General features: G+C 73.9%; 22 protein-coding genes and 7 tRNA genes. 20 read left to right on the top strand and 9 right to left on the bottom strand.

Annotation, left to right across the window (positions count from 1 at the left end; translation table 11 throughout):
- The first annotated feature begins 193 nt into the window (after window positions 1-193).
- From cbiM to AC6JBM_RS26505, 4 genes are all read left to right on the top strand, one after another.
- Complete coding sequence (cbiM, locus tag AC6JBM_RS26520) at window positions 194-1,261, top strand: cobalt transporter CbiM (RefSeq protein ID WP_497986272.1); 1,068 nt, start codon at window positions 194-196, stop codon at window positions 1,259-1,261.
- On the top strand, window positions 1,258-2,187 hold the full coding sequence (gene cbiQ / locus AC6JBM_RS26515) for a cobalt ECF transporter T component CbiQ (protein WP_497986271.1): 930 nt from the start codon (window positions 1,258-1,260) through the stop codon (window positions 2,185-2,187). The genes cbiM and cbiQ overlap by 4 nt, the downstream gene beginning before the upstream one ends.
- Window positions 2,184-2,945, top strand: coding sequence for an energy-coupling factor ABC transporter ATP-binding protein (locus AC6JBM_RS26510; protein WP_497986270.1), 762 nt, complete (start codon window positions 2,184-2,186; stop codon window positions 2,943-2,945). Before cbiQ ends, AC6JBM_RS26510 begins: the two co-directional genes overlap by 4 nt.
- 599 nt (window positions 2,946-3,544) lie before the next feature.
- The gene (locus AC6JBM_RS26505; RefSeq protein ID WP_497986269.1) at window positions 3,545-4,540 is read left to right on the top strand and encodes a GrpB family protein; all 996 of its coding nucleotides are present in this window, start codon (window positions 3,545-3,547) and stop codon (window positions 4,538-4,540) included.
- A gap of 46 nt (window positions 4,541-4,586) precedes the next feature.
- Here the strand turns inward: AC6JBM_RS26505 and AC6JBM_RS26500 are convergent, their stop codons facing one another.
- From AC6JBM_RS26500 to AC6JBM_RS26490, 3 genes are all read right to left on the bottom strand, one after another.
- Window positions 4,587-6,032 (bottom strand): AF_0692 family protein, encoded by a 1,446-nt coding sequence (locus AC6JBM_RS26500; RefSeq protein WP_497986268.1) that lies wholly within the window; start codon window positions 6,030-6,032, stop codon window positions 4,587-4,589.
- Between the two features lie 67 nt (window positions 6,033-6,099).
- Window positions 6,100-6,765 (bottom strand): response regulator, encoded by a 666-nt coding sequence (locus tag AC6JBM_RS26495; protein WP_497986267.1) that lies wholly within the window; start codon window positions 6,763-6,765, stop codon window positions 6,100-6,102.
- Window positions 6,762-7,877, bottom strand: a complete 1,116-nt coding sequence (locus AC6JBM_RS26490; protein ID WP_497986266.1) for a sensor histidine kinase — start codon at window positions 7,875-7,877, stop codon at window positions 6,762-6,764. Before AC6JBM_RS26490 ends, AC6JBM_RS26495 begins: the two co-directional genes overlap by 4 nt.
- Window positions 7,878-8,140: 263 nt before the next feature.
- On the opposite strand from AC6JBM_RS26490, the gene AC6JBM_RS26485 reads away from it, so the two are divergent.
- The 8 genes from AC6JBM_RS26485 (at window position 8,141) to AC6JBM_RS26450 (ending at window position 9,243) form a co-directional block, all read left to right on the top strand.
- Window positions 8,141-8,213 (top strand) — tRNA-Trp (locus AC6JBM_RS26485).
- A gap of 88 nt (window positions 8,214-8,301) precedes the next feature.
- A tRNA-Glu gene (locus AC6JBM_RS26480) sits at window positions 8,302-8,376 on the top strand.
- Window position 8,377: 1 nt separating this feature from the next.
- Window positions 8,378-8,449 (top strand) — tRNA-Gly (locus tag AC6JBM_RS26475).
- A 23-nt stretch (window positions 8,450-8,472) separates the two neighbouring features.
- Window positions 8,473-8,544 (top strand) — tRNA-Gly (locus AC6JBM_RS26470).
- A gap of 18 nt (window positions 8,545-8,562) precedes the next feature.
- A tRNA-Gln gene (locus AC6JBM_RS26465) sits at window positions 8,563-8,634 on the top strand.
- Between the two features lie 33 nt (window positions 8,635-8,667).
- Window positions 8,668-8,739 (top strand) — tRNA-Thr (locus AC6JBM_RS26460).
- A 31-nt stretch (window positions 8,740-8,770) separates the two neighbouring features.
- Window positions 8,771-8,843, top strand: a tRNA-Leu gene (locus AC6JBM_RS26455).
- A 46-nt stretch (window positions 8,844-8,889) separates the two neighbouring features.
- A complete protein-coding gene (locus tag AC6JBM_RS26450) occupies window positions 8,890-9,243 on the top strand; it encodes a hypothetical protein (RefSeq protein WP_497986265.1) in 354 nt (117 codons plus the stop codon).
- A 256-nt stretch (window positions 9,244-9,499) separates the two neighbouring features.
- On the opposite strand, the gene AC6JBM_RS26445 is transcribed toward AC6JBM_RS26450, so the two are convergent.
- Together AC6JBM_RS26445 and AC6JBM_RS26440 are read right to left on the bottom strand one after the other, a co-directional pair.
- Window positions 9,500-9,889 carry a PPOX class F420-dependent oxidoreductase gene (locus AC6JBM_RS26445; RefSeq protein ID WP_497986264.1) on the bottom strand — a complete coding sequence of 130 codons (390 nt, stop codon included), beginning with the start codon at window positions 9,887-9,889 and terminating at the stop codon, window positions 9,500-9,502.
- 264 nt (window positions 9,890-10,153) lie between these two features.
- Window positions 10,154-10,549 carry a pilus assembly protein CpaE gene (locus tag AC6JBM_RS26440; protein ID WP_497986263.1) on the bottom strand — a complete coding sequence of 132 codons (396 nt, stop codon included), beginning with the start codon at window positions 10,547-10,549 and terminating at the stop codon, window positions 10,154-10,156.
- 61 nt (window positions 10,550-10,610) lie between these two features.
- Between AC6JBM_RS26440 and AC6JBM_RS26435 the strand changes: the two genes are divergently transcribed.
- On the top strand, window positions 10,611-11,411 hold the full coding sequence (locus AC6JBM_RS26435) for an NAD-dependent epimerase/dehydratase family protein (protein ID WP_497986262.1): 801 nt from the start codon (window positions 10,611-10,613) through the stop codon (window positions 11,409-11,411).
- Between the two features lie 176 nt (window positions 11,412-11,587).
- Window positions 11,588-12,727: an FAD-dependent oxidoreductase gene (locus AC6JBM_RS26430; RefSeq protein ID WP_497986261.1), complete on the top strand. Its 1,140-nt coding sequence runs from the start codon at window positions 11,588-11,590 to the stop codon at window positions 12,725-12,727.
- A gap of 74 nt (window positions 12,728-12,801) precedes the next feature.
- On the opposite strand, the gene AC6JBM_RS26425 is transcribed toward AC6JBM_RS26430, so the two are convergent.
- Window positions 12,802-16,629, bottom strand: coding sequence for a CHAT domain-containing protein (locus AC6JBM_RS26425; protein WP_497986260.1), 3,828 nt, complete (start codon window positions 16,627-16,629; stop codon window positions 12,802-12,804).
- Between the two features lie 316 nt (window positions 16,630-16,945).
- Window positions 16,946-17,410 carry an AfsR/SARP family transcriptional regulator gene (locus AC6JBM_RS26420; protein ID WP_497986259.1) on the bottom strand — a complete coding sequence of 155 codons (465 nt, stop codon included), beginning with the start codon at window positions 17,408-17,410 and terminating at the stop codon, window positions 16,946-16,948.
- Here AC6JBM_RS26420 and AC6JBM_RS26415 point away from each other — a divergent pair.
- Entirely contained in the window at window positions 17,379-20,183 is a 2,805-nt protein-coding gene (locus AC6JBM_RS26415) for a glycoside hydrolase family 2 TIM barrel-domain containing protein (RefSeq protein ID WP_497986258.1), read from the top strand. The genes AC6JBM_RS26420 and AC6JBM_RS26415 overlap by 32 nt on opposite strands.
- On the opposite strand, the gene AC6JBM_RS26410 is transcribed toward AC6JBM_RS26415, so the two are convergent.
- Window positions 20,155-20,598, bottom strand: coding sequence for a DUF998 domain-containing protein (locus AC6JBM_RS26410; RefSeq protein WP_497986257.1), 444 nt, complete (start codon window positions 20,596-20,598; stop codon window positions 20,155-20,157). The genes AC6JBM_RS26415 and AC6JBM_RS26410 overlap by 29 nt on opposite strands.
- Window positions 20,599-20,658: 60 nt before the next feature.
- Window positions 20,659-21,624 (bottom strand): Lrp/AsnC family transcriptional regulator, encoded by a 966-nt coding sequence (locus tag AC6JBM_RS26405; protein WP_497986256.1) that lies wholly within the window; start codon window positions 21,622-21,624, stop codon window positions 20,659-20,661.
- An 84-nt stretch (window positions 21,625-21,708) separates the two neighbouring features.
- Between AC6JBM_RS26405 and AC6JBM_RS26400 the strand changes: the two genes are divergently transcribed.
- The 5 genes from AC6JBM_RS26400 (at window position 21,709) to AC6JBM_RS26380 (ending at window position 26,176) form a co-directional block, all read left to right on the top strand.
- Complete coding sequence (locus tag AC6JBM_RS26400) at window positions 21,709-23,145, top strand: MFS transporter (protein ID WP_497986255.1); 1,437 nt, start codon at window positions 21,709-21,711, stop codon at window positions 23,143-23,145.
- A gap of 13 nt (window positions 23,146-23,158) precedes the next feature.
- Window positions 23,159-24,130 carry a carboxymuconolactone decarboxylase family protein gene (locus AC6JBM_RS26395; RefSeq protein ID WP_497986254.1) on the top strand — a complete coding sequence of 324 codons (972 nt, stop codon included), beginning with the start codon at window positions 23,159-23,161 and terminating at the stop codon, window positions 24,128-24,130.
- Window positions 24,131-24,270: 140 nt separating this feature from the next.
- Window positions 24,271-24,756: a hypothetical protein gene (locus AC6JBM_RS26390; RefSeq protein WP_497986253.1), complete on the top strand. Its 486-nt coding sequence runs from the start codon at window positions 24,271-24,273 to the stop codon at window positions 24,754-24,756.
- A gap of 201 nt (window positions 24,757-24,957) precedes the next feature.
- On the top strand, window positions 24,958-25,344 hold the full coding sequence (locus AC6JBM_RS26385) for a hypothetical protein (protein ID WP_497986252.1): 387 nt from the start codon (window positions 24,958-24,960) through the stop codon (window positions 25,342-25,344).
- Window positions 25,345-25,597: 253 nt separating this feature from the next.
- On the top strand, window positions 25,598-26,176 hold the full coding sequence (locus AC6JBM_RS26380) for a DUF2625 family protein (RefSeq protein WP_497986251.1): 579 nt from the start codon (window positions 25,598-25,600) through the stop codon (window positions 26,174-26,176).
- Window positions 26,177-26,192 lie beyond the last annotated feature (16 nt).

Genomic DNA, 26,192 nt, shown 5'->3' with positions numbered 1-26,192 from the left:
GCGACCACGGCGAGCCTCCGTCCGTCGACATCCGACGATGCCTGACGGCGGGGGCGGGGTACAAGGCGACTCCACCGGAAGGGTGCCGTTGTTCATGTGTTCATTCATGAGTGGCACGCTGCGATGCAGTGCGCTGTCTCACGCACCTGATTCGCTATTGCAAACTACTTGCGATAGCGGAAGACTGCTCATCGTGCACATTCCCGATGGGTACCTGAGCCCGCAGACCAGCCTGGTGTTCGGCGTGGCGATGCTGCCGCTGTGGTGGCAGTCGGCCGCGCGCGTCAAGAAGGTCGTCAAGAGCCGGTACGTGCCGCTGGTCGCGCTCGGCGCCGCGTTCTCGTTCGTGGTGATGATGTTCAACATCCCCATCCCCGACGGCACGACCGCGCACGCCGTCGGCGGCGGGCTCATCGCGATCCTGCTGGGACCGTGGGCCGCGTGCATCGCCGTGTCCATAGCCCTGCTGATCCAGGCGCTCTTCTTCGGAGACGGCGGCATCCTCGCGTTCCCCGCGAACGCCTTCAACATGGCGATCGTTCTGCCGTTCGTCAGCTATGGGGTGTACCGCCTGCTGACCCGCAACGCCGCACTGACCGCCCGCCGCCGGATGTGGGCCGCGGTCGCCGGAGCCTACGTCGGGCTCAACGCATCCGCCCTGGCCACCGCGGTCGAGTTCGGCATCCAGCCCGACCTGTTCCACAAGGCCGACGGCACCCCGCTCTACGCGCCGTTCCACCTCTCGCAGGCGATCCCCGCGATGATGCTCGCGCACCTGGTCATCGCCGGCTTCGTCGAGGGTGTGCTCACCGGAGGCGTGGTCGCCTACCTGCAGCGCGCCAACGTCCCCCTGCTGCGCATCAACGCCCCCGAGGTGCCGCTCACCGAGGCCGAGGTGCGGCGCAAGCCCGTCTCCCCGGTGCGCGCCGCGCTCGTCACGCTCGGCATCATGGCGCTGATCAGCCCGCTCGGCCTGCTCGCGCCCGGCGGGGCGTTCGGCGAGGACGCGCCCGAGGACCTCGACCTGGGCAAGTACGGGCTCAGCGCCGTGCCGTCGGGACTCGCCAAGTACACCGACTTCTGGGGCAGCACGATCCTGCCCGACTACGGGGGCGGGAGCTGGTGGCAGTACATCCTCAGCGCTTTGATCGGCGTGGCTGTCGTCGCCGCCCTGGTCTTCGGCGTCACCTGGCTCATCGGGCGGCTGCGCGGCGGTGAGCGGGAGGCGGCCGACCTGGACACGCCGCCGGTGCGGCCATGACCGCCCCGGCCTCGACCTCGGCGCCCGCCTGGCTGCTGCAACCCGAGGTCGGTCTGTGCCCGTGCGGCTGCATCGGCCGGCGGCGCAAGGGCAGCTTCGTCGGCAAGACCCTCGCCGGCGCGTCCGGCGTGCTGCGGCAGGCGATCTACTCCGAGGACGTCGCCGCCGCCAAGGGCCTGCTGCAGCGCCTCGACCCGCGGGTCAAGCTGCTGTCGATGCTCGGGCTGCTCATCGCCGTCGCCCTCGTGCACTCGCTGCCCGTCCTCGCCGGCGCCTACGTGGCGACCGTGGCGCTCGCGGTCGCCTCCGGCCTCTCGCTCGGGTACTTCATCAAGCGCGTCTGGCTGTTCATCCCGATCTTCACCGGCATCGTGGTGCTGCCCGCGACCCTCTCCGTCGTCACCCCCGGTGACGTACTGCTGCCGCTGTGGCACTGGCACGGGCACACCCACGGCGTCACGGAGCAGGGCCTACACGGCGCCGGGATCATCATCGCCCGCGTCGCGACCTCGATCTCCCTCGTCGTGCTGCTCACCCTGACCACGCCGTGGGCCCGGCTCCTGGCCGCCCTGCGCGCCCTCGGCGTCCCGAAGATCTTCGTGCTCATCATCGGGATGGCGTACCGCTACCTCTTCCTCCTGCTCGACGCGGTCGACGACATGTACACCGCCCGCAAGGCCCGCACCCTCGTCCCCGACGGCGGCCGCCACCAGACGAAGACCGGCCGCGCGTTCGTGGCGGCCGGCGCCGGTACGCTCTTCGGCAAGGCTCACCAGCTCTCCGAGGAGGTGCACCAGGCGATGACCGCCCGCGGCTACACCGGCGACGCCCGCACCCTGCACGGCTTCCGGCTCTCGCCCCTCGACGGCTGGTTCGTGGCCGGCGCCGCGCTCTTCGCCACGGCGCTGCTGGTGGCCGGCCGATGAGCGTGGTGTTCGACTGCCGCGAGATCCGTTATCGGTACCTCGAGCGCTTCCCCGCCCTCGACGGCGTGAGCCTGCAGGTCAACGCGGGCGAGACCGTGGCCCTGTTGGGCGCCAACGGCTGCGGCAAGTCGACGCTGCTCAAGCTCCTCGACGGCCTGCTGTTCGCCGAGAGCGGCACGTTCACCGCCTTCGGCGAGCAGGTCACCGAGGACAAACTCGAGGACGAGCAGTTCAACCACGGCTTCCGCGCCCGCGTCGGCTTCGTGTTCCAGAACTCCGACGCGCAGGTCTTCTCCCCGTCGGTACGGGAGGAGGTCGCCTTCGGCTGCCTGCAGCTGGGCCTGGACCGAGCGACGGCCGCCCAGCGCGTCGACGACGTCCTGGCCATGCTCGACATCACCGACCTCGCCGACCGTGCCCCGTTCCAGCTGTCGGGCGGCCAGAAGAAGCGCGTCGCGATCGCCTCGGTGCTCGTCATGAACCCCGAGGTCCTGCTGTTCGACGAGCCGACCGCGGCCCTGGACCCGCGCACCCAGTTCTGGCTGATCGAGCTCCTGGAGCAACTCCGGTCGGCCGGCAAGACCATCGTCCTGGCGACGCACGACCTGGACTCCCTGCCGTCGCTGGCCGACCGCTGCGTAGTCTTCGGCGAACACCACCAGGTCCTCGCCGACGCCCCGACCTCGACGATCCTGGACGACCGCGACCTGCTGCTGGCGGCGAACCTGATCCACGCCCGCTCGAAGTCCCGCGCGTAGCCCGCACACGGCCCGACCCGATGCGGCGCAGCCCGCGTCCTTCTGCTTACGGCCCGCGCGCAGGCTTGCACGACCCGACCCGACCCGACGCGGCGCAGCCCGCGTCCTTCTGCTGGCGGCGAAGCTGATCGACGCCTGCTCGACGTCCCGTGCGTAGCCCGCACACGGCCCGACCCGATGCGGCGCAGCCCGCGTCCTTCTGCTTGCGGCCCGCACGCAGGCTTGCACGGCCCGCCCCGACGCGCCGCAGCGCGTCCTTCTGCTCCTTCTACGGCGCAGAGTTTCCGCCCACCACCCGCATCGCTGCCGCGCTCCGGCTGCTGTGGCATCCGGGCCGTCGACGCGGCCGTGCGCGGCACCGACCCGGTACGGGCGGCGATCACGGCCTCGAGGGTCCCGCACCCGTGGTGGACGTCGACGCCCTAACGGCGGCGGACGCACTCAACGCGATCATGCCCTGGCATCGTTTACCACGAAAAAGTCACATTTTTACGCTCATTTCGCGAAATATGCCGCTTCTGTGACCCACTTAGACCAGCCGAGGCCGCCGCTCCGCCTCGGCGTCCGGCCAAAGCCGCATTCGGGCAGACTGTCGCACCATGAGCATCGAGGTCCACGACTACGACCCCGCCTGGCCGCACCTCGCCGCAGCCGCGATCGCCGAACTGCAGGCCACACACCCAGGCGTGTTCACCGTGATCGAGCACCTGGGCAGCACCGCGGTACCCGGCCTGCCGGCCAAACCGGTGATCGACCTCATGGCGGCCGTCGACACCCTGGCCGCGGTACCCGACCTCGGCCTCGGCTACAAGCTGATCGAAACCGGCATGCCCGAGCGCCTCTTCTACCGCCGCGAGCCGAGCCCCGCACCCGGGCGTGTCGAACCCGAAGCCAGGCCCACGCCAACGCCCACGCCAACGCCCACGCCAACGCCCACGCCCACGACGGCGCCCGTGCGCGCATCCGTGCCGGCGTCCGCGCGCGCATCCGTGCCGGTGCCGACGTCCGTGCCCACGACGGCGCCCACGCCCGTGCCGCCGTCCGCGCTCGTGCCGACGCCCGTGACGGCCGCCGCTGATCCCAACGCCCGGCCCGCGACGACCCCTGCGCTAGGTGACCACCGCGACGACCGACCCCCGAACGCCGAACCCGACCCCCAGCCGACGGACAAGCCGACCGGCGAACCGACCGGCCAGCCCGCAACCGCCGCAGTCCCCACCCAGCCCGCGGCCGCCGAGCGAAACAACGCCCGGCGAAACAACGCCCGGCGAAACAACGCCGAGCCCGACAACGCCGAGCCCGACAACGCCGAACCCGCACAGCCACAGGACCGCGATCCGGCCGAACGCCCCGCGGTCCACCTGCACATCGTGACCCTCGACTCCTGGCCGACCCGCAACGAGCGCCTCCTCCGCGACCACCTCCGGCGCCACCCCGCCGCCCGCGACGACTACGGCCGCCTCAAGCAGGCCCTGGCCGCCACGAACCCCGACGGCGACACCTACACGCGCGCGAAGACCGACCTCATCCAGCGCCTCGTCGACGCGGCCCGAGCCGAACGCGGCCTGCCGCTCGAACCCGTCTGGGAAGAGTGACGGCGGGTACCTCGGTCGGCGCCGTTCCGTTCCAATCAACCGTAACCTACTGAGACAAGTTCACGTTTCGCTCGTCACGCACCGCGAGGCGTGGCAACGCACGGTAGTGGGCCGCCGCCGCGCCGAGCGCCACGGTCAGCACCGCGACCGTGGCGAGGAAGGCCCGGTCCAGGGCGCCGTCCGCCTGTCCCAGCAGGCCGAACACCGTGTGCGCGGCGAGCGCCCCGGTGCACGCCGCGATCAGGTGCGCCCGCGTCCAGTCCGGCGCGGCGCTCCACCGGCGCATGCGGTACACCAGCAGCACCACGACCGCCGTCGCGCCCGCCATCGGCAGCAGCGCCCATGTGCCGTGGGTGAACATCGGCTGCCTCGCGCCGCCGAAGGGCCAGGCGAGGCCGAAAAAGACCAGCGCGGCGCCGCCGGTGGTCAGGCCCACGGCCAGGGGGCGCGGCGGTCGCAGCGCATCCGCCGGTCGCAGGTGTACCCGCAGTGCCACCACGCCCACCCCCAGCGCGACGGCCGCGAAGACGAGCACCGCGCCCAGCGGCATCGTGTAGCCCGGGTCCTCCGCGGGCGGCACCGCCAGCCGCACGAGCCCGGCCCCGGCCAGCGCGATCAGCCCGGTCGCGATCAGCCCGCCGCGGCGCAGGTAGGGCCGGGTGCCGTGGCCGGGGAAGCACAGCTCGACGAGCACGACCGGGATCGTGACGCTGAAGACCGCGTGGTAGACGAGGTTCAGCAGCGTGTAGTCCGTGTTGAGCCCGAACAGCCGGGGCGCCCAGTCCGCCGCGTGGTAGAGGTGCGGGCTGGTCAGGCTCTGCAGCACCAGGCCCTCCTCGACCACCCCGTAGGCGACGCCCATCAGCAGCAGGTTCGCGTAGCCGCCGCCGGTGCGCCGCACGATCTCGCGGATGAAGAGCGCGCCGCCGCCGTACATCGGCGAGAACACGAGCAGGACCCACGCCATGCGCAGCGGGATCGTGCCCAGGGTGAGCTCGGCGACGAGCGGCGCGACGAGCACGAGCAGCCACGCGGCCCGGCGGTTGCGGGGGCGCTCGTCCGGCACCGCCGGGAACGCCGAGCGCACCACGGGCCGGTTGACCGCCACGATCAACGATGCCAGCAGCAGCAGTTGTACCGCCTGCACGCCCCGCATCCACGCCGGATACTCGCCGCTCAGCAACAGGTACGCCGCCGCCACGAACCCCGCCGCCGACACGATCCGCACCCGCCGGTACGCCCGTGAGACCCCGGCGAGCAGCTGCCGCGTCACCCACACGTACAGCACCGCGACCGCCAGGACCGGGATCGGCCGTGTCCACAATGTACGGTCGAGCGCGGCCGGGTCGGCGCCGGGGTGCCGCGCCTGCTGGTAGGTCAGGACGTCGTGGCGGAAGACGAGGGTGAGCAGGGCGAAGACGGCGCTCATCGACAGGCTGGCGATGAGCAGGCCCACGACGATGCGGATCGCGTTGCGCTGCTTGGGATCCATGCCGTCGACGCTAGGCTGGACGGCGCTGGTTGGCGTCGGACCACGGGCTGGTCTTCGGCCTCAGTCTTCAGGATGAGGGGCGCGGCTTGACCAGCCCGAGGTCGTAGGCGAGCACCACCGCCTGCACCCGGTCACGGACCCCGAGCTTGCGCAGGATCGCCGACACGTGCGTCTTCACCGTAGCCTCCGTCACGACCAGCCGCGACGCGATCTCCGCGTTCGCCGAACCGCGCGCCAGCAGCCCCAGCACCTCCCGCTCCCGCTCGGTCAGCTGGGCGAGGGCCCCGACCGGCGCCGGCGGCGTCGTGTCCGTGGCCACGAACCGGTCCAGCAGCCGCCGCGTCGCCGTCGGCGCCAGCAGCGCCTCCCCGCGCGCCACGACCCGGATCGCCTCCACCAGCTCCGCCGGCCGGACGTCCTTGAGCAGGAACCCGCTCGCCCCCGCGCGCAGCGCCGCATAGAGCGTCTCGTCGAGGTCGTACGTCGTGAGTATGATGACCCGCGGCGCCGGCCCGGCCGCCGTCAGCCGCCCGGTCGCCGTGACCCCGTCCATGCCCGGCATCCGCACGTCCATGAGCACCACGTCCGGCGCCGTCTGCGCCGCGAGCCGCACCGCCTCCGCGCCGTCGCCGGCCTCCCCGACGACCTCGAGGTCGTCGCGCGCCTCGATGATCATCCGGAATCCGGAGCGGACGAGCGCCTGGTCGTCCGCGATGAGCACCCTGATCGTCACGCCGCTCCTCCCGATGCCTCGCCGAGCGGCAGCCGCGCCTCCACCCGGAACCCGCCGTCCGGATGCGGCCCCGCGCTGAACGTCCCCCCGAGCAGGCCCGCCCGCTCCCGCATGCCCGCCAGCCCCTGCCCGCTGCCCCGGTTCGCGGACGGGGAGGCTCCCGCGTTGCCGTCATCCCGCACGTGTACCACCAGTGCCTCCCCATCGATCCGAACCCGGACGATCGCCTTGGAACCCTGCGCGTGGCGCAGCGCGTTCGTGAGCGCCTCCTGCACGATGCGGTACGCCCCGAGCTGCACCGCCGTGGGCACCGGGCCCGAGCCCTCCCGCACCACCTCGACGGCCAGCCCCGCCCCGCGCACCGACTCGGCCAGCCGCTCCAGGTCGTCCAGCGACGGCTGCGGCGAGCCTTCGGCGCCGTCGTCCTCGCGCACGGTACGCAGGAACCATCGCAGCTCCGCGAGGGCCTGCCGCCCGGCCTCCTCGGTGCGCCGCACCGCCTCCCGCGCCTTGGCCGGGTTCACCTCGAAGATGTCGTCGGCCGCGGCCGCCTGCACCACCATCACCGACACCGTGTGCGAGAGCACGTCGTGCAGCTCCCGCGCGATCCGCGCCCGCTCCTCCAGCGCCGCCTGCCGCCGCTCCGCCACCCGCCGCGCCCCGCGGGACCGCGCCTGCGCGCCCCAGCTCCACGCCAGCAGGCACGCCACGAGCCACAGGCCGGCCGGCAGCCACCGCTGCTGCACCAGCGCCGGCCCGCACACGGCCACCACGGCGAGCCCGAGCAGCCACAGCGACTCCGCCGCCGGGCGCATCCACGCGCAGGTGCACAGCACGACGAACGCGACCCCCGGCCCGAACGCCGGAAAGAGCACCTGAAACCCGGCGCCGGCCGCGAGCACGATCGCCGCCGCACCGCGCGGCCGCGCATCGAGCCAGAACAGAGCCGCCGCCTGTACCGCCATCAGCACGACGGCCACGACGCGCGCCACGACCGCCCCGAGCACCGCCGGCTCGAACGACAGCATCGGCGCCGACACGGCCACCGAGCCGATCACGAGCAGGCGGCGCCACTTCGGTGCCAGCCGCGCCGTGTACCCGTCGCCCCCCATGCCCAGCACCTTACGCAGATATTGCGTTGCCCGCCTTCGGCCCCGCTGCGTATCGTCGTCCATGTAAGCGAACGAGGCACCCACCGAGAGGCCGCAGCGATGACGACGTGGACGGGAACCGAGACCGAGCAGCGGCAGCTGCTGGGTGCCGGCCTGCTCACGGGCGCCGGGTGGCCGGGACGATGGCGAGGGTAGAGCTCGAACGAGAGCCGCTCTCAGCCGCCCGCCCCGCACAGGGACCGGGCGGCTTTTCCGTACCGCAGAGGGGCGTAGCTCAACTGGCTGAGCATCGGTCTCCAAAACCGACGGTTGCAGGTTCGAATCCTGTCGCCCCTGCGCATCGCTGTTCGTTGACAACTCCACAGCGGATGGATCTCGTGCCCTCCCGGCGCTTCGGCTGCTGGGCAGGACGCGGGTTTTGCTTGGCGGGTTCGGCCAGCGGTCAGGCCGCCGCGTTCTCAGCGCGGAAACAGGGGTTCGACTCCCCTACTCGCTACCAGGCCATCGGGGTGTCCACGGTGACATGCTTGGCTTCCACCCAAGAGTAGCGGGTTCGACTCCCGCCGATGGTTCGAGGAGCGCGGGACGCTCCTGTGTGGACGTGGCGCAGCGGTAGCGCATCGCCTTGCCAAGGCGAAGGCCGCGGGTTCGAATCCCGTCGTCCACTCGTCGTGCGCGGCACCGTTGGGGGTTGGTGTAACCGGCAGCATGGCTGGCTCTGAACCAGCCGGTCCAGGTTCGAATCCTGGGTCCCCAGCAGACGTGACGACAACGAGGACTTCAGCGTGATGCCAGCGCAGCACGACCGGTGGTGCACCGGATTCGTAACCCGGAGGAGGGAGTTCGAGTCTCCCCGCTGGCTCTCCCCGTCGTCCACGCGGCACAGCACACCCGCCCGGGTAGCCCAAAGGTAGAGGCCGTCGGCTCAGACCCGACGTGTTGGGGGTTCGAATCCCTCCCCGGGTACCGAGAAATCCATCCACTGTGGAGCGTCGCCGGAGAAGGGGTACCCATGCACAAGCTACGCACGCTGCACCTCGGCCCGCGGGACTTCCTGTGGCGCGCCGCGGTCTGGTACGTCCCGGTCGCCGGCGGCGGCCTGCACCGCACGGTTCGCGTCCGCGTGTGGGGCGGCGGCAAGAACGGCCGCGTGCTGCAGGCGCACCTGCAGCCGGCGGAGCCGGACGAGTCGTGCTTCGCGACGCCGAAGGACGTGCGCGCGATCGTCGAGTACGCGCTCGATCACGGCTGGCGTCCCGAGGCGCGCGGCGGCATGTTCGTCGTGCGCGGAACGCTCGCGCCCCGCGGCACGCCGTTCCCGGCCGAGGTCGTGGCGGCCGGGACGGAAGCGGTCGCCGTGAGCTGAGCGCGCGGCTGGCCGGTCGGGTCCGCACGGTCGTCGGGGGGTGTTGCGTGCGGCGAGGCGGAGCGCGCTCGGCCTGGTCGGGTTCGTGCGGTCGTCGGGGGGTGTTGCGTGCGGCGAGGCGGAGCGCGCTCGGCCTGGTCGGGTTCGTGCGGTCATCGGAGGCGTTGCGCGCGGCGAGGTAGTGCGCGGCCGGGTCGTGTGCGGTCGGGGGACCGCCACACGACCCGGCCGCGGTCGCGGTGGGGTTGGGCGGCGGTCACTGACCGGTGATGTGCTCCGGCTCGATGGTGACCAGGAGGCGGACCTGGTCTCGGCCGCCGAACCACGGGTACGGCCCGCCGAGGTAGCGCTGGGCCAGCACGTCGATGTGCTCGGTCGCCCCTTCCTCGGTGACGGCGATGACGCGCCCACGGACCTGGAAGTAGCGCCGCGACTCGTCCGGGTCGCCGATCGCCACGGCGACGCGCGCGTCGCGCTCGATGTTGCGCACCTTCTGGTGCCCGCGGACGGTGTTGATCAGCACATGCTTGCCGTCGGTGTCGGCCCAGGTCTGAGTGATCTGCGGCGAGCCGTCGGGCATGAGCGTGGTCAGGTAGCAGAGACTGTTGCGCTCCAGCAGGTCGCGCAGCCCATCGGGAAGATCCACGCGGCCAAGGCTACCCGCCGCCCACGCACTCGGCGTCCGGCGGATCGGTTCATGCCACGCGCAGCACGCGCAGTAACGCCGCTCATCGGGCGCGCAGCACGCGCACCAGGCGCGCACCAGGCGCGCAGGAGGCGCGCAGGAGGGGCGCGGCACGCGCAGGAGACGCGCGGCACGCGCAGCAGCGCCGCTCATCCCGCGCGCAGCACGCGCACCCCGCGGTTCATCCCGCGCGCAGCACGTGCAGCAGGCGCGCAGCAGCGCCGCTCATCTCGCGCGCAGCACGCGCAGGAGCGCCAGGGCGTACGTGTCCTCGGGCGAGGCGCCGAACGAGTCCGGCCGGTCCGACACGGTCACGCGCCAGCCGTCGCCGGAGCGCTCCAGGGCACGGAAGCCGGGACCGAGCAGCTCGCGCAGCTGGTGCTCGTGCGGCAGCCAGACGGCCTCGTCCCGCTCGACGTCGTCCAGCGCCCACTCGGTGGTGCCGTTGAAGCCGATGACCGCCTCGCCGCCTGGCAGGTCGTGCAGCTGGATGATCATGTCGCTGAGGACGAAGGCCTGGTCGTCCAGGCCCCGGTCCGGGATGGCGAAACGGTCACCCGGGGCGGGGTGCCACCGCAGGCAGGCCTCGCGCAGCTCGATGGCCAGTTCGACGCTGATCACGGTTCCATGGTGCCGCAGCCACCGCGATGCCGGGCGGGCCGGGGTCCCGTAGGGTCGGGGCATGATCGTGATCACCGGGGCGGCCGGGGGAGTCGCGGGGCGGCTGCGGCTCGACGGGGACGTCCGGCGGACCGACCTCGCGGCACGGACCGACCTCGCGGCACGGGACGGGAGCGCGGCACGGGCACAGGACGGGAGCGCGGCAGGAGACGGGAGCGCGGCACAGGGCGGGATCGTCACCGGGGACCTGGCCGACGCCGGGTTCGCCCGTGACGTCATCGCCGGGGCCGACGCGGTCGTGCATCTCGCCGGCAACGCCGATCCGAACACGCCGTGGGCGGGGCTGCGCGTGCCGAACGCCGACATCGTTGCGAATGTGCTCGATGCCGCCGTGGCCCACGGGGTGCGGCGGGTCGTGCTGGCGTCCTCGCTGCACGCGATGGCCGGGCACGTCGACGCCGGGAGGACGTTCGTGCCGGAGGATCTGCCGCCGTACGCCTGCTGCCCCTATGGCGCCGGCAAGGTCCTCGGCGAGCAGCTGGCCCGGTGCTACGCCGACGTGTGGGGTCTTTCGACGGTGTGCCTGCGGCTGGGCGGCGTGGCCGAGCGGCCGCTCGCGGCGAGCTGGCGCGGCGGCTGGCTGAGCCCGGGCGACCTGAACCGCCTGGTCGCGGCGGCGCTCGCGGTGGACGTGGGCTTCGGGGTGTACCACGGCGTCTCCGCGAACACCCCGCGCGTGTACGGCTGCACCCTGCCGGGCTACGCCCCGGTGGACGACTCCGCCGCGTTCGGCGACCTCCCCGACGACCTGACCCCGCCGTCGCAGGACCATCCCCGCTGGGGCATCGCGCACCGGAGCTGAGACGCCCCGCCACTGAGACGCACTGGAGCTGAGACGCCCACCGCTGAATCGCACCGGAGCTGAAACGCACCGGAGGAGAGACGCGCCGGAGCTGGAACGCCCCCGGGTGTGCAGGTGTCGGGGAGGTTCGGTGCACGGACGCGGATCCGGGCGCCCCGCGGCCTAGCGTCAGGGACGTGCGGAGCATCGATGTGCTGGTGGTAGGGGCGGGGCTCGCGGGGCTGCACGTCGCGCGGCTGCTCGCGCGGCAGGGGCTTGATGTCGTGGTCGTCGACAAGCGCCGGTCCCTCGCGGCCGGGGTTCGCACGACCGGGATCTTCGTGCGGCGCACGCTCGAGGACTTCGCGCTGCCCGAGCACCTGCTCGGTCCCGGGGTGCGCGACGTGGTGCTCTATCCGCCGTCCCGCCGGCGGCCCGTCCGGCTCACCAGCGACCGGGACGAGTACCGGGTGGCCGACATGCCCGGCGTGTACGAGTACGCGCGGCGGGAGGCGGAGTCGGCGGGCGCCTCGGTCTGGCTCGGGACGCGGTACGACGGGTCCGTGAACGGCCTGGTCCGGCTGCACGGGCGGGAGCCGGTGCTCGCGCGGTTCCTCGTGGGCGCGGACGGGGCCCGTTCCCGGGTCGCGCGGGACCTCGGGCTCGACGTCAACCGGCGGATGCTGGTGGGTGCCGAGATCGTCCATCCGGTCGCCGGGCTCGGGCAGACGCCGACGTTCCACTGCGTGCTCGATCCGCGGGTCGCGCCCGGGTACCTCGGGTGGGTCATCGACGACGGGCGGCACGCGCACGTCGGCGTGGCGGGATATGCGCGCCTGATGGGCAAGGGCGTCCGGCACCTGCTCGACGAGTTCGCGGGCGACGCGCCAGGGCGGGCGGAGGCGGCGGGGCCGGTCGAGCGGCGGGGCGGGCCGATTCCCGTCGGCGGGGTGCTGCGGCGGCTGGCGTGCCCGGGCGGGCTGCTCGTCGGCGACGCCGCCGGGGCCGTGTCGCCGCTGACCGCGGGCGGGCTCGATCCCTGCCTGCGGCTGTCGGAGCTGGCCGCGGCGGTCGCCGGGGCGTATGTGCGCAGCGGGGACGAGGGGGAGCTGCGGCGGTACGACGGCGGCCTGCTGCGATCCCGGTTCCGGGGGCGGCTGCTGCTGCGGCGGGCGTTCGGCGGGCTGCGTTCGGCGGCGCTGGTGGAGGCGGCGGTCGCGGGGATGCGGGGCCGGGCCGGGCGGGCGGCGGCGGCCCGGGTGCTGTTCGGGGACGGGTCGTTCCCGGACGTCGGGCCGCTGCCGCGAGGGGAGAGGGCGCGGCTGGCGGAGGGGTGAAGGCCGCCGGGCGGGGTCGGGACGTGGGGGTCAGGCGCTGCTCGAAGCGGGGGGGTGAACGCCGCCGGGCGGGGTCAGGACGTGGCGGCCAGGCGCTGCTCGAAGTACGACATCCGGGCCCCGGCCTCGAGGACCCGGGCGAGCTCGGCGGCCTCCTGCCACTGCCGGCGCGCGCGGCCCCGGTGGCCGGCCGCCTCGTCCAGCGCGGCGATGCGCGCGTGGACCTCGGCCTGGGCCAGGCGCGACGCGGTGTCCTCGGGGTCGAGGACCGCGCGGCGGCGCCGGCTGGCGAGGGCGAGGCGGTAGAGGGCGCGCGCGAGCACGGGGTCGCCGGTGTCGCGCAGCCAGTCGCCGAGGCGCTCGCGGGACTCGGCGAGGTCGCGGTGCAGGGCGCCGGTGCGCGGGAAGCGGTGCACGAGCGCCTCGGTGACCTCGGTCGACCGTTCGAGGTGCCCGCGGACCTCCTCCGGCCGGGAGTTCGCGAGCGCGTAGTCGGCCTGCCGCCGGAACGCGGTGGCCAGGTCCCGCTGCGCGTCGACGCTGCCGGTGTCGTCGCCGGCGAGCCGCTGCGCGAGGGTCATCGCGCCCGCGAAGTGCCCCGCGGCGCAGGCCAGGTCGCCGGCGCGCAGGTCCATGTCGCCGAGGCGCCAGTACGACCGCAGCAGCTTGCGCTGGAAGCCGGTGTTGCCGGAGTCCGCGTCGGTGAGCCGGTCCGCGATCGCCGCCGCCTCCATCGTGAGGTCGCGGAAGTGCTCGGCGTCCAGGTCCGCGAGCGCGTACAGACAGTCGAACAGGTTCGACTGCAGCGAACCGTTGTCCGGATCGCCGGAGGCGAGCTGCCGCCAGATGCCGAGCGCCTCCTCCAGCAACGGCCGGGCCTGTTCGGGTCCGGTCGTTTCGGCGACGGTACCGAGGCAGACCGCCAGATCCCACTGCAACGACCCGTTCTGCGGGTCGGTCGCGGCCAGCTCGCGGCGGATGCGCAGCGACTCGGCGGCCGCCGCGCGGGCCCGGTCCGGGTCGGAGTCGTCCAGCGCGACGCGCACGAGCTTGAGCTGGCTCAGGCCGACGTTGCGCCGCAGCTGCAGGTCGTCGGGGTCGGCCGCGGCGAGCCGGGTGTCGATCTCCAGTGCGCGCTCGTAGGCGCGGCGGGCGTCGGCGAGGCGGCCGAGGCGGTGCAGCAGCCGGCCCTGGCTGTCGAGGGCGGCGCTGAGCGACACCTGCGCGCCGGCGTCGTCGGGCTCGGCCCTGGCCGCGCGGCCGGTGATCGCGACCGCCTCCTCGCCCTTCCCGGCGGCCGCGGCGGTGCTGCCCGTGGCCTCGAGGGCGTCGCGCTCGCGGGTGAGCAGCGACAGGTACGCCGGATGCCGGGCCGGCAACCGCTCGGTCACGTCGCCGAGCAGCGCCGCGACCGACACCTCGCCGGAGAGCTTCGGCAGCACCGCGCCGGCGAAGTCGGCGAGGTCGTCGCCGCTGAGGTGGTACACCCCCTCGAGCGCGGTCGCGAAGTCCGCGCGGCCCGCGTCGACGAGCCGTCGGCACGCGGCCGCCGCGCGTGCGTGGCGTTCGGCCAGCCGGTCGCCCTGCGCCTTCGTGAGCGCCTCGCGCAGCCACGGCTCGACGATCGCGCCGTCGTCGGACACGCGGACGAGGGTCAGGTCGCGGAGCCGGTCGAGGTGCGCGGCGATCGCCGCGGTGTCCTCTGTGGACGGTTCGCGGCCGAGCGCCGCGAACGCGAGGTCCTCGGTGCTCATCGCGATCCGGGACACCGCCACCTGCAGCAGCGTCTCGCGGGCGCCGGCGCCGGCGAGGTCGAGCAGCTCGGTCAGCAGCACGTCCTGCGCGCCGAGCGCGACCGCCTGGCGGGCCGCCTCGGACGCGCCCGCGCGTTCGAGCTGTTCGTTGCCGCTCAGCGCGCGCAGGCGCTCGGTCACCTCCGGCAGGCGCGCGCCGCCGTGCAGCAGCGCGTCGACGAACTCGACGAGCCGCGGGTGCCCGCCGACCGTCTGCATGATGAGCACCATGTCTTCGGTGGACAGCTCGCGCAGGCCGGGCAGGCGCAGCATGAGCCGGACCAGCTCGGCGTCGCCGAGCGGGCCGACGTCCACCCGGGACAGTGCGGGCACTCCCGGCACCGGATAGCGGCTCGTCACCAGGATCTTGCCGCGCTCGGCGGCCGCGGCGAGGGTCGCGAACACCTCGCCGAAGCCCGGGTCGGCGAACGCGTCACCGCCGACGGTCAGGTTCTGCTCGAAATCGTCGAAGACGAGCAGAATCCGCCGCGCGTGCAGCGCCTCGGCCAGCTCGTCCGGGTTGTTGGCGTCGACGCCGGCCGCGGCGAGGTCCTCGAACAGCCGCGGCGGGTTCCACGCGCCGGCGTGCACGACGATCGCCCACGGGTCGGCGTCGTCGCGCAGCCGGCCCGCCACCCGCCCCGCCAGCGCCGTCTTGCCGATCCCGGCCGGCCCGGTGAGCACGACGCCGTTGACCAGCGGCGCGGCGACGATCTCGTCGCGCAGCGTCTGGGTCACCACGCGCAGCAGCCCGCGCCGCCCGACCAGGTCCCCGAGCAGCAGCTCGCGCACGCCCGCGCCGGTCGGCAGATCCGTGGGATTTTCCAGGTGTACCGCCGGTGCCGCGCCGTCCCACAGGGGCCCGTCGGACGCGGCGAACAGCGCCGGCACCGCGTACTCGGGGCGCTTCGGCGGCTGCGCCCCGGCCGTGGCGTCGAACAGCTCGGCCCGCGCCCGCGCCACGGCCGCGGCGACGGTCGCGTTGTCCTCGGCGAGCGCGCGGTACACGCCGGTGAGCAGGCGCGTCGCGTACCAGTCGGTGATCGACGTCTGCATCGCCAGCACGCGATCGGCGCCGTGCCGCAGCAGGGTCACGGCCAGCCCGGCGTCGGCGTCGGCGGCCCCGCCGCAGCTGGACAGCACGATGAGCGGCAGCGGACGGCCGCCCCTGCGCAGCGCGCGCACAAGATCCTCGGCGCGCACGTCGACCGCGTTGCCGTCGCGGTCCTCGAGCTCCACGCCGTACGGCGAGCCGTGCGCGGACAGGTGCAGCACGTGGTAGGCGTCGCGGCGCAGCGCCTCGGCGATCTCCGCGACCCCGGCGACCTCGAGGATCGTGATCTCCGCGCGGCCGACCCCGCCGACGACGGACACGATCGCCTGCATCTCCGCCTCGACGTCCAGCGGCGGGTTGCCGGTGCGCTCGGGCGCCCCGACCGCCACGAGGATCTTCAGCGGCCCGGGTGACGCCGGATGCCGCGGTACCCGCACGCCGGTGACCATCCGCGTCAGCCGCACCCCGTCGACGGCGACGAGCACCCGCTGATCGGTGAGCCGCAGCAGCTCGAACGGCAGCTCGTGCGCGGGCCCGTCCGCCTCGACGACGACGTCGAGCACGGTGCCGCCGACGCCCGCGGTGAGCAGGACGGTCACGTAGTCCAGCGCGTCCGCGTCGAACAGCGCCCGGCTCAGCCGCTGCCCGAGCCGGGCGAGCCGCGCCTCGGCGTCGGGCAGGTCCAGCAGGTCCCACACCTCGTCCCGGCCGAACGGCAGCGGCTCGTCGCGCTCGCACACCAGCTCACCGGCGAGCGTGACGGCGCACCGGACCCGGCTGCCCTCCACCGCCACGGCGAGCCGCAGCTCGTGCCTGACCGTCTCGGCCGCGCGGCGCGCGCGCAGCCACGCGAGCTCCTCGTCGCCGACCTTCACGATCGCGCGCCGCTCGTCGCCCACCTCGAGCACCACGGCGTCGGCGTCGGCGCCGTCGCGGGCCTCGAGCCGCGCGTCGAAGCCGGCCGCCCGGACCAGAATCCAGAGGTCCCGCACCGCGTCGGCGTGCGCCGCGTCCCCGGGCGCGCAGACGATCGTGACCACAGCCGAGTCAGCCATGCGCGACATCATGACAGGAGCCGGACACGCCCCGGCGGGCACACCGGCCCGGCCGCGCGGCCGATCGCGCGCAATGCCGTTGCGCCTGCGGCGTGGGGTGCCACGATGCCAGGATGGATCTCGAGTCGCTGCTGCCCGCGCACGATCGGTCGCCGGCCGACTACGCGCGCCTGGCCCGGGACCCGGGCCTGCCCGCGCCGATCGTTCGCGAGCTCGCCGCCAGCGAGTACGTGTTCGTCCGCGCCGCCGTCGCCGCGCACCCCAACGCGGACCTGCCCGCCCTGCGGCTCGTGTGGGAAGCCGGCGGCTACGACGACTACGACAGCGCGACGGCGGCGCGCAGCAGGCGGACCCGCTCGCGGGCGTCGTCGGCCTCGGCGGTGGCGCGGATCAGGCGGTCGGCCCGGGCCACGTCGGTCGCGTCCCCGTCGCTGTCGCCGTCGACCCGCAGCACGTATCCGGGCGGGCGGCGATGGTGCCGCCCCCGGCGAGCGCGGCGCAGATGTGACACGTGCTGCTGGAGCGTGTTCAGCGCGGTCGCGGGCGGGCCGGTGCCGCACACGGCCTCGACGAGCCGGTCGGTGCCGACGACCTCGCCGTGCGCGAGGGCCAGCGCGGCGAGGACGGCCGTGCGGCGCTCCCCGGCGACGCCGCGGATCTCGCCGCCGGCCGCGATGCCGACCGTCCCCAGGAGCCTGATCTGCGTGCGAGCAACGTAGGCCCTGTCCCGTCCGGCGTACGGTGGCCGGGTGGAGTACCTGACCGGCTTCGGCCGCCCCATCGGCACCAGCGCGCCGCGCGCCGCGTTCGACACCGACGCGCCGCGCCTGAGCCTCAACGGGACCTGGCGGTTCCGGCTGGCGCCCAGCGTGGCCGAGGCCGCCGACGGGTTCTGGGCGCCAGGCTTCGACGACTCGGGCTGGTCGCCGCTGCCGGTGCCGTCGAGCTGGCCGATGCACGGCCACGGCCGCCCGGCGTACACGAACGTCGTCTACCCGTTCCCGGTCGACCCGCCGCACGTGCCCACCGACAACCCGACCGGCGACCACCGCCTGGTCTTCGAGGTGCCGGCCGCGTTCGAGGGGCTCGGCGCGCGGCTGCGCTTCGACGGCGTCGACTCCTGCGGGCGGGTGTGGCTCAACGGTGTCGAGCTGGGGGTGACCCAGGGCAGCCGCCTGCCCGCCGAGTTCGACGTGACCGCGGCGCTGCGGCCCGGCGCCACCAACGTCCTGGCCGTGCGCGTCCACCAGTGGTCGGCCGGCAGCTACCTCGAAGACCAGGACATGTGGTGGCTGCCCGGCATCTTCCGCGACGTCACCCTGCTCGCCCGGCCCGCCGGCGGCGTCGACGACGTGTTCGTCCACGCGACCTTCGAGCCCGGCGGCCACGGCCGGCTGCGCGTCGACGGCCCGCCCGACGCGACGGTGAGCATCCCCGCCCTCGGCCTGACCGGCCTGCCGACCGGGGCCGAGCACGACGCGGGGCCGGTCGAGCCGTGGACCGCCGAGACACCGCGGCTCTACGACCTCGTCGTCGCCACCGCCACCGAGACGGCGACCCTGCGCGTCGGGTTCCGCACCGTGGCGATGGCCGGCGGCATCCTCACCGTCAACGGCCGGCGGATCGTGCTGCGCGGCGTCAACCGGCACGAGTTCCACCCCGATCTCGGCCGGGTCGTGCCGCTGGAGTTGGTCCGCGCCGAGCTGGAGCTCATGCGGCGCCATCACGTCAACGCGATCCGCACCAGCCACTACCCGCCGCACCCGGACGTGCTCGACCTGTGCGACGAGCTCGGCTTCTGGGTCATCGACGAGTGCGACTACGAGACGCACGGCTTCGAAACGGTGGGCTGGCGCGGCAATCCCAGCGACGACCCGCGGTTCGCCGAGGCCTGCGTCGACCGCATGCGGCGGATGGTCGAGCGGGACAAGAACCACCCCTCTGTCATCATGTGGTCGCTGGGCAACGAGGCCGGCGTCGGCGCGAACCTCGGCCTGATGGCGGACTGGGCCCGCGAGCGCGACCCGGGCCGGCCGCTGCACTACGAGGGCGACCGCGGCTGCGCCCACGTGGACGTCTACAGCCGCATGTACGCGAGTCACGCCGAGGTGGACGCGATCGGCCGCGGCGAGGACCACGTGCCGCACCTGCCGTTCATCCTGTGCGAATACGCGCACGCGATGGGCAACGGGCCGGGCGGCCTCGCCGAGTACGACGAGCTGTTCGACCGCCATCCGCGCTGCCAGGGCGGCTTCGTGTGGGAGTGGCTCGACCACGGCATCCGCCGCCCCGGCGGCGACTTCGCCTACGGGGGCGACTTCGGCGAGCCCCTGCACGACGGCAACTTCGTGATCGACGGGCTCGTCTTCCCGGACCGCACACCGTCGCCGGGGCTCATCGAGCTGGCCGCCGTGTACGCGCCGGTCCGGCTCGCCGTCCGGCCCGGCGAGGTGACGGTGCGCAACCGGTACGCCTTCCGCTCCCTCGACGGCGCGGGCCTTCGCTGGTCGGTGACGGTCGACGGGGTGCCCTCGGCCGAGGGGGTGGTGCGGCTGCCGGCGGTCGCGGCGGGGGAGACCGAGGTGCTCGCGCTGCCGGTCGCGCCGGTGCCGCCGGGCACTGGCGAGGCCTGGCTGACGGTGCACGCCGTCGCCGCGGACGGCCTCGAGATCGGCGCCGGGCAGGTTCAGCTGCGCGCGGCTCCCGTCCCGGTCGCGGGCGGGGGACCGGCGCCCCGGCGGGAGGGCGGCGCGATCCGGTTCGGGGCGGCCGAGTTCGAGCCGGTGCACGGGCTTCTGACGCGGCTCGGGGACCTCGCGCTGCGCGGGCCGGTCCTGGACGTCTGGCGGGCGCCGATCGACAACGACCGCCTCGGGCCCGATCCGGTCGCCGCCCGCTGGCGCGCCGCGGGTCTGCACCGGATGACGCACCGGCTGCTCGGGATCGACCTCACGCCCGGCGCGGTGGTGGTGGCGACCCGGGTGGCGGCGGCGTCCTCGGATCGGGCGCTGCTGACGTGGTACACGTGGCGGCACGTCGAGCGGGGCGCCGAGCTGACCGTCCGCGTCGAGCCGACCGGCGAGTGGGACGTGCCGCTCCCACGTCTCGGGGTGCGGCTGGAGCTGCCGCCGGACCTCGGCGACGTCGGCTGGTTCGGGGCGGGGCCGGGGGAGGCCTACCCGGACTCGCGGACCGCGGCGCTGATCGGGCGCTATGTGTCCACAGTGGACGACCTGGCCACGCCGTACGTGTATCCGCAGGAGAACGGCAACCGGGCCGACGCCCGGTGGCTCACGCTCACCGGGCCGGACGGCACGGGGCTGCGCGTCGAGGGTGTGCCGCGCATCGACTTCACCGCGCGGCGCTGGTCGACACGGGACCTGGACGCGGCCCGGCACCGGGCGGACCTGGTGGCCACGGACCGCATCCATCTGCATCTCGACCACGCGCACCACGGACTCGGCAGCGCGGCCTGCGGGCCGGGGGTGCTGCCGGGGTATGTGCTGCGGGCGGAGCCCGCGACCTTCAGCGTGATCCTCCGGGCGTTGCCGTGACCCCACGCCGGGCCGTATGGGGGCGGCGACGACGGGCATAGGCGTAGGCGAGCACGAACATGATGGCGGCGAGGGCGATGAAGAGCCAGCCGTACCGGGTCGTGGGCCTTGTTGGGAAGGCGCCCGCGCCGATGAGGCCGACGGACCAGACGGCCACGAGCAGCGGGGCGGCGAGCGCGCCGGGGCCGGGGCGCAGGGCTCGGCGCAGCCCGAGGGCGAAGGCCAGGCCGAGGAGGCCGGTGACCACGAAGGCGGCCACCTGCACCCAGTCGCCCGCGGCGCGGAAGGTCCGTTCCGTCAGGAAGGCGGCGATGAACACGGGGCCGGCGACCAGGCCGGCGCGGAGCAGGCGGTTGGGGCGGTGGGGCGGCCGATCGGGTGTCGCCGCCGCCACGAGCGTGTGAGTCCCCGTCATGTGTCAACCGTAGTTGACGAGCCGGATGGCGTCAACCATGGTTGACGGCGCCCGGAGGGCCTACGGCACCAGCAGCGTGCCCGCGCCCTTCAGGCGGCGCACGACCGGGGACGTCTCGGCCGCGGTGACGCCGGGCAGGGCGCCGACCCGGTCGGCCAGGTAGTCGTACAGTTCGTCGAGGTCGCGGCAGAGCACGGTCGCCGAGATGTTGGCGGGGCCCGTGATCGCCGCGGCGTAGCCGATCTGCGGATGCGACGCGAGCGCCCGGGTGACCGGGGTCAGCGCGGAGGGGGCGACGGTCAGCCAGAGCATCGCCTCCGCGTGGTAGCCGAGGGAGGCGGGTTCGACGTCGACGTCGAAGTACAGCATCCGGCTCCTGCGCAGTTCCTCGAGGCGCCGGCGGACCGTCGTCTCCGACCACCCCGTCGCCCGCGCGAGGGCGGGGAAGTCCGCGCGGCCGTCCCGGGCGAGGGCGGCGAGCAGCGCATTGTCGGCGGGCGTTGGGGTGACGGGCCCGGGCGGCGCGGGCTCGGGGCTCAGCGCGGCGATCTCGTCGGCGGTGAGCGCGCTGGTGCGGCCGGGCCAGCCTTCGAGGCCGGCGACGCCGCGCAGCACGCAGTGGGCGGTCACCGCGGTGACCCTCGGCGAGCGGGGCAGCTTCTGCAGCAGCAGGTCGCCCTCCTCGGCCTGGCGGCGGGTCCGGGTCACGCACGAGATCTCGGTGCCGCCGGACATGATGTGCACCCACGAGGTGTCGGCGCGCCGGGCGAGGGCGGTGGCGACCGGGAGGGCGGCGTCGGGCGTGCAGCGCATCCGCACCAGCCAGTCGACGTGGCCGAGCGCGGCCGCGTGCGGGAGGCCGACCACGCGGAGCAGCCCGTTCGAGCGCATCCGACGGTACCGCCTGGCCACCGTCCGATCCGAGGCGCCCAGCACCTCGCCGATGCGGCTGAACGGCGCCCGGCCGTCGACCTGCAGCGCGTGCGCGATGCGGCGGTCGAGCTCGTCGAAGGTGAGTGGATCCACCGTCGCAGAGTATTGCCGTGCCGGATTCCGCCGAAAAGCGCCCCGGCCGAGTCGCCCGCCGGGAACCGCGCCAGGCTGCCGGTCATGCGCAAATGGCTGCCCCTGCTCGCGGTCTCGCTGAGCACCCTCATGCTGCTGATCGACATCACGATCGTCAGCGTCGCCGCCCCGGCCCTGGCCCGGGACCTGCACGCGTCGTTCGGGGCGCTGCAGTGGACCGTCGACCTGTACGTGCTCGTCCTCGCCGCCCTGCTCATGGCGGCCGGCTCGCTGTCCGACCGGCTCGGGCACCGGCGCGTCTTCGTCGCCGGGCTGGCCGTGTTCGCCGTCGCGTCGCTGGCCTGCGGCCTCGCCCCGGGCGTCGGCGCGCTCATCGCCGCGCGGGGCGTGCAGGGCCTCGGCGCGGCGGCCATGTACGCCACGAACGCCGCCCTGCTCGGCCTGGCCTACCGCGGCCGGGACCGCTCGGTCGCGTTCGGCATCTGGGGCGCGGCGAACGGCGCCGCGGCCGCGGCCGGGCCGATCCTCGGCGGGCTGCTCACCGAGCACGTCGGCTGGCGTGCGATCTTCCTGGTCAACCTGCCCGTGGCGGCCGCGGCGCTGCTGCTCGCCCGGCACGTCACCGGCGAGCGCAACCCCCGCGCGGCCGGCCGTCTCGACCTGCCCGGCGTCGTGAGCTTCACGGCGGCGGCGAGTCTGCTGGTGTACGGCCTGATCCGCGCCGGCGACGCGGGCTGGCGCGACCCTCTGAGCATCGGCGCGCTCGTCGCTGGGGCGCTCGCCGCGGCCGGGTTCGTGCTGCTGGAGCGGGGCCGCCGCGAGCCGATGCTCGACCTGTCGCTGCTGCGCCGCCCGGCGTTCTCGGTGCTCATGTTCGGCGCGGCGGCCCTGACCGCGTCGGCGTTCGCCGGGCTCGTGTTCGTGTCGGTGTGGGCGCAGGCGGTGCTGCACCTCGACGCGATGGACGCCGGGCTGGTGCTCGCCCCGATGGCGGTGGTCGCGTTCGTGGTCGCCGGGGCCGGCGGGCGGCTGCTGCATGCGGTGCCGGCGCGGTACAGCATCGGCATCGGCCTGCTCGTCGTCGCGGCCGGCGACGCCCTCGGCCTGCTGGTCGGGCCGGACTCGGGCTGGTCCGCGGTGGTGCCCGCGCTCGTGGTGATCGGCGTCGGGGTCGGGCTGAGCACGCCGGTCATCGCGTCGGCGACCCTGGCGACGGTACCCGCGTCCCGCGCCGGCATGGCCAACGGCGCGTCGAACACGTTCCGGCAGCTGGGGTACGCGCTCGCGCTGCCCGTCTACGCGGCCGTCCTCGCCTCCGGTGCCGGGGACGTGCTGCACGGGGGCGTGTCGGCGGCCGCGTTCACCGACGGGCTCGACCGCATCTTCGGCATCGGCGCGGGCATCGCACTCGCCGGCGGTCTGGCCGTGCTCGGGCTGCTGCGTACGACCAGGGGAGTACCCGAAAGTGACAACCCTGGTCCGACGACACCGCATCCCGCCGTTGCGAACATTGCCTCGTAACCAAGGAGGTCCGATGCCCTACCGGTTCGTCACCCCAGTCCCGAAGCGCGCCGCCACCGGCTCGGTAGCGGCGGTGTATGCGGCGTCCGCCCGCGAGCTCGGCGCGCTCTTCGCGCCGCACCTCTCACCCGCCCCGGACCTGCACGCGGCCCTCTGGGCGGTGCTGCGCGAGTCGATGCTCGCCGGCACCGTCCCGCGGGCCCGCAAGGAGGCGGTCGCGGCCGCGGTGGCGGTGGTGAACCGCTGCCCGTTCTGTATCGACGCGCACGCCGCGATGCTGCACGCGACCGGCTCCCACGACACCGCCGACGCGATCACCCGCGGCGAGGCGCCCGACCCGCTGGTCGCCTGGGCCCGCTCGACCCGCTCGGCGGCGCCCGACCCGTGGCCGTTCCCGGCCGCGCAAGCCCCCGAATACGTCGGCACGGCCCTGGCCAACCACTTCATCAACCGCATGGTCGACGCCCTGCGCCCCGGCTCCCTCCTGCCGGGCGGGGCGCTGCGCACGCCGTCCCGCCGCGCGGCCGGCCTCGCCCTGGCCCGCACCGTGCGGCGGACGATCGCGCCGGGCGAGAGCCTGGCGCTGCTGGATCCCGGCGCGGGCCCGGCGCCGGCGTGGGCCGGCGCCGGACCGGTCGCGGCCGCGTGGCCGGCGTTCGAGCGGGCCGCGCGCGCCGGCGGTGCGCTGCTCGGCGACACCGCCCGGGCCGTGGTGCTCGAGGCGGTCGCCGGGTGGCGGGGCGAGCATCCTGAACTCGGCGGCTGGCCGGGGAGCGCGCTCGGCGCGGTGCCGGAGGACGAGCGGCCGGGGGCGCGGCTGGCGCTGCTCGCGGCCCTCGCGCCCTATCGGCTGACCGAGTCCGCGGTGGCGGCTTGGCGGAGCTCGGTCGGGCCGCGGGGCGATGAGGAACTGGTGCGGGTGCTCGGATTCGGGGCGTTCGCCGCGGTCGATCGGCTCGCCGGCCGGGTGGCGGTCACCGCGTAGACCGCGCGCCGCCGCCGGTCGTGGTCGGTGACGACCAGGCGCGGAACCGACACGGCGCGTCGGCATGTCGAGTTTCGTTCGACGCACACCGGGAGGAAAGGAGGCTGGACCCGCGACCGTGGAAAACCGATCATGGATCGGTGCGGGTGTCCTGGACGGTTGCTGACGGCTACGTGCCGATGCCCGACCGGTCGCTGGTCGACGGGGCACGGCCGGCAGAGCGGGTGGAGTTGACCGCCCACTCGTTTGCCGGTCCACCGCATCGACACCGGGTGCGCCTGCCGATCGGGCCGGCTGACGCGGCGCGATTCCGGCGATTCGACCGGACCGTCCGGGCGCAGCGGATCGTGTACTTCGTGGTGATGGGCACCTGGGTATTGATGGTCCTCGCGGGCATCTTGCTGCCAGGATGGGTTTTCAAGGTGGGCGTCGTCGCCTTCTGCGCTGCGGCGCTGAGCAACGGCCTGTTCCAGCTCGTGTTGGTGGCGCTGCGGCCGCGGCAGTATCCGGTGCGGACCGGTCTCGTGCTCAGCCGAAACCCCCGGGTGGCGGTCCGCGGCGTACACCCCGACGCGGCGACCGAGTGGCGAACGATTGCCGGCGATTCGATCCGAATCGAGCCATAGCTTGGGTCTCACCGGCCGAGATGCGCCTACTCGCAAGTCGCATGAACACGATCGGCGCAACGACTCGGCTGGGTCAGTAGGAAGCACCTGCTACCGCTTGAACGGATATCCGCTTTCGCAAACGTCAGGACTTGAGGATCGCCCAGCTCGCTGACAAGCCGATGAGCGGATGGGCCGCGTGCCCTGCTGGGAAGATGAACCGTGGCCTCCGACCAGGACCAAGAACGCGAGTCTCAGTTGCTTTCAACCGAGATAGACCCGCTCGCTCAGGCGATCCTCGATTCCGTGCGGCCTTGGGATGCGTATGAGGCCGCCGTCGACATTCCAGGACGTTTCCTGGACGCGTTGGACTGGCTGCCGCACGGTGGCTTGCTCTACCAGGCCTGGGCGGAACTCGCGGACCTCTTCGAGACAGGCAAGACGCCGATCTCAGACGCACACGCCGCCCTTCGGCAGGCAGCGACCGACTGGCTTGCGAGACCCGAGGATTCCACCGGGGCGTCGGTCGAGATGTGGCTGGAACGAGCGGAGACCCTGACGCACCGGAACTTTGACCGAGACGGCGACTTCTGGCACGGCCCCAAGTAGGAAGTGCGCTCATGCCGCCGTCCGCGTGCGGAGGCACGTCGGAGTGTACGGCCGGCGGGTCGCCGGTACCGTCGGCCGTGTTTCCCGACGCCGAACGACACGACCGCCATCCTGATCCAAGCCCGACGCCAGTACACCAACACCCGACCCGCATGACCTACTCGACCGGCCCGCAGATATCCGCTCATGCCGCGTCCGGTGCGCGGTGGCTGGTCCAGGCCGTCACGATGCGTGTCGCTTGTGGGGTGCCAGTGTGCGCTCGCTGTTGGAGCTGGTTGATGCCGTCGATCCGGCCTGGCCTGAGGTCGAGGCGGCCGTGGCCGCCGCGCCGTACCCGGTCGTCGTCCTCGCCGTCGACCCGCGGCGCGCCGACGAGGAGCTCCGATTGTTGCAGGTGACGACGCGGTCGTGGTTGGGGGCGGTGGTCCACCGTAGCGGCGGCCTGGTGCTCGAGCATGGGTGGCTGCGCGTCTTCGGGTCGGGCAACGACGAACATCGCCTGGCCAGTCTGAGCCAGGTCAACGACAACGTTGCCGGCGGCATGATCGTGGCGCAGGACGTGCTGGGCGGTCAGTTCGCCTGGATATCGGACTCCGATGGCACGCCGACGATCTGGTATCTGGCGCCGGACACGTCGCGGTGGGAGAACTGCGAACGGGGATACGGTGCCTGGCTCGCGGCCATGATCGGTGGTGCGATGACCGGATTTTACGAGTCGCTGCGTTGGCCGGGCTGGGTCGAAGAGGTCGGCGCGTGCCGGCTCGACCAGGCCATCAACGTCTTCCCACCGCTGTTGAGTTCCCCCCGGTTTGGCGGAGCTTCTCAAACGTGATCGACTGATCATGGGG

Source organism: Dactylosporangium thailandense (genome assembly GCF_059739745.1).
Note: the sequence above shows the minus strand (reverse complement) of the source record. Positions and strands in the feature narration are given on the sequence as shown.

Bases quoted from the DNA above. Each gene is read 5' to 3' on its own strand.
- AC6JBM_RS26490 (WP_497986266.1), bottom strand. From the start codon at position 7,877: ATGGGGGGCGACGGGTACACGGCGCGGCTGGCACCGAAGTGGCGCCGC.
- AC6JBM_RS26400 (WP_497986255.1), top strand. From the start codon at position 21,709: ATGCGCAAATGGCTGCCCCTGCTCGCGGTCTCGCTGAGCACCCTCATG.
- AC6JBM_RS26505 (WP_497986269.1), top strand. From the start codon at position 3,545: ATGAGCATCGAGGTCCACGACTACGACCCCGCCTGGCCGCACCTCGCC.
- AC6JBM_RS26510 (WP_497986270.1), top strand. From the start codon at position 2,184: ATGAGCGTGGTGTTCGACTGCCGCGAGATCCGTTATCGGTACCTCGAG.
- AC6JBM_RS26420 (WP_497986259.1), bottom strand. From the start codon at position 17,410: ATGGGGCGGCCGAAGCCGGTCAGGTACTCCACCCGGCCACCGTACGCC.
- AC6JBM_RS26435 (WP_497986262.1), top strand. From the start codon at position 10,611: ATGATCGTGATCACCGGGGCGGCCGGGGGAGTCGCGGGGCGGCTGCGG.
- AC6JBM_RS26500 (WP_497986268.1), bottom strand. From the start codon at position 6,032: ATGGATCCCAAGCAGCGCAACGCGATCCGCATCGTCGTGGGCCTGCTC.
- AC6JBM_RS26395 (WP_497986254.1), top strand. From the start codon at position 23,159: ATGCCCTACCGGTTCGTCACCCCAGTCCCGAAGCGCGCCGCCACCGGC.
- AC6JBM_RS26450 (WP_497986265.1), top strand. From the start codon at position 8,890: ATGCACAAGCTACGCACGCTGCACCTCGGCCCGCGGGACTTCCTGTGG.
- cbiQ (WP_497986271.1), top strand. From the start codon at position 1,258: ATGACCGCCCCGGCCTCGACCTCGGCGCCCGCCTGGCTGCTGCAACCC.
- AC6JBM_RS26425 (WP_497986260.1), bottom strand. From the start codon at position 16,629: ATGGCTGACTCGGCTGTGGTCACGATCGTCTGCGCGCCCGGGGACGCG.
- AC6JBM_RS26410 (WP_497986257.1), bottom strand. From the start codon at position 20,598: ATGACGGGGACTCACACGCTCGTGGCGGCGGCGACACCCGATCGGCCG.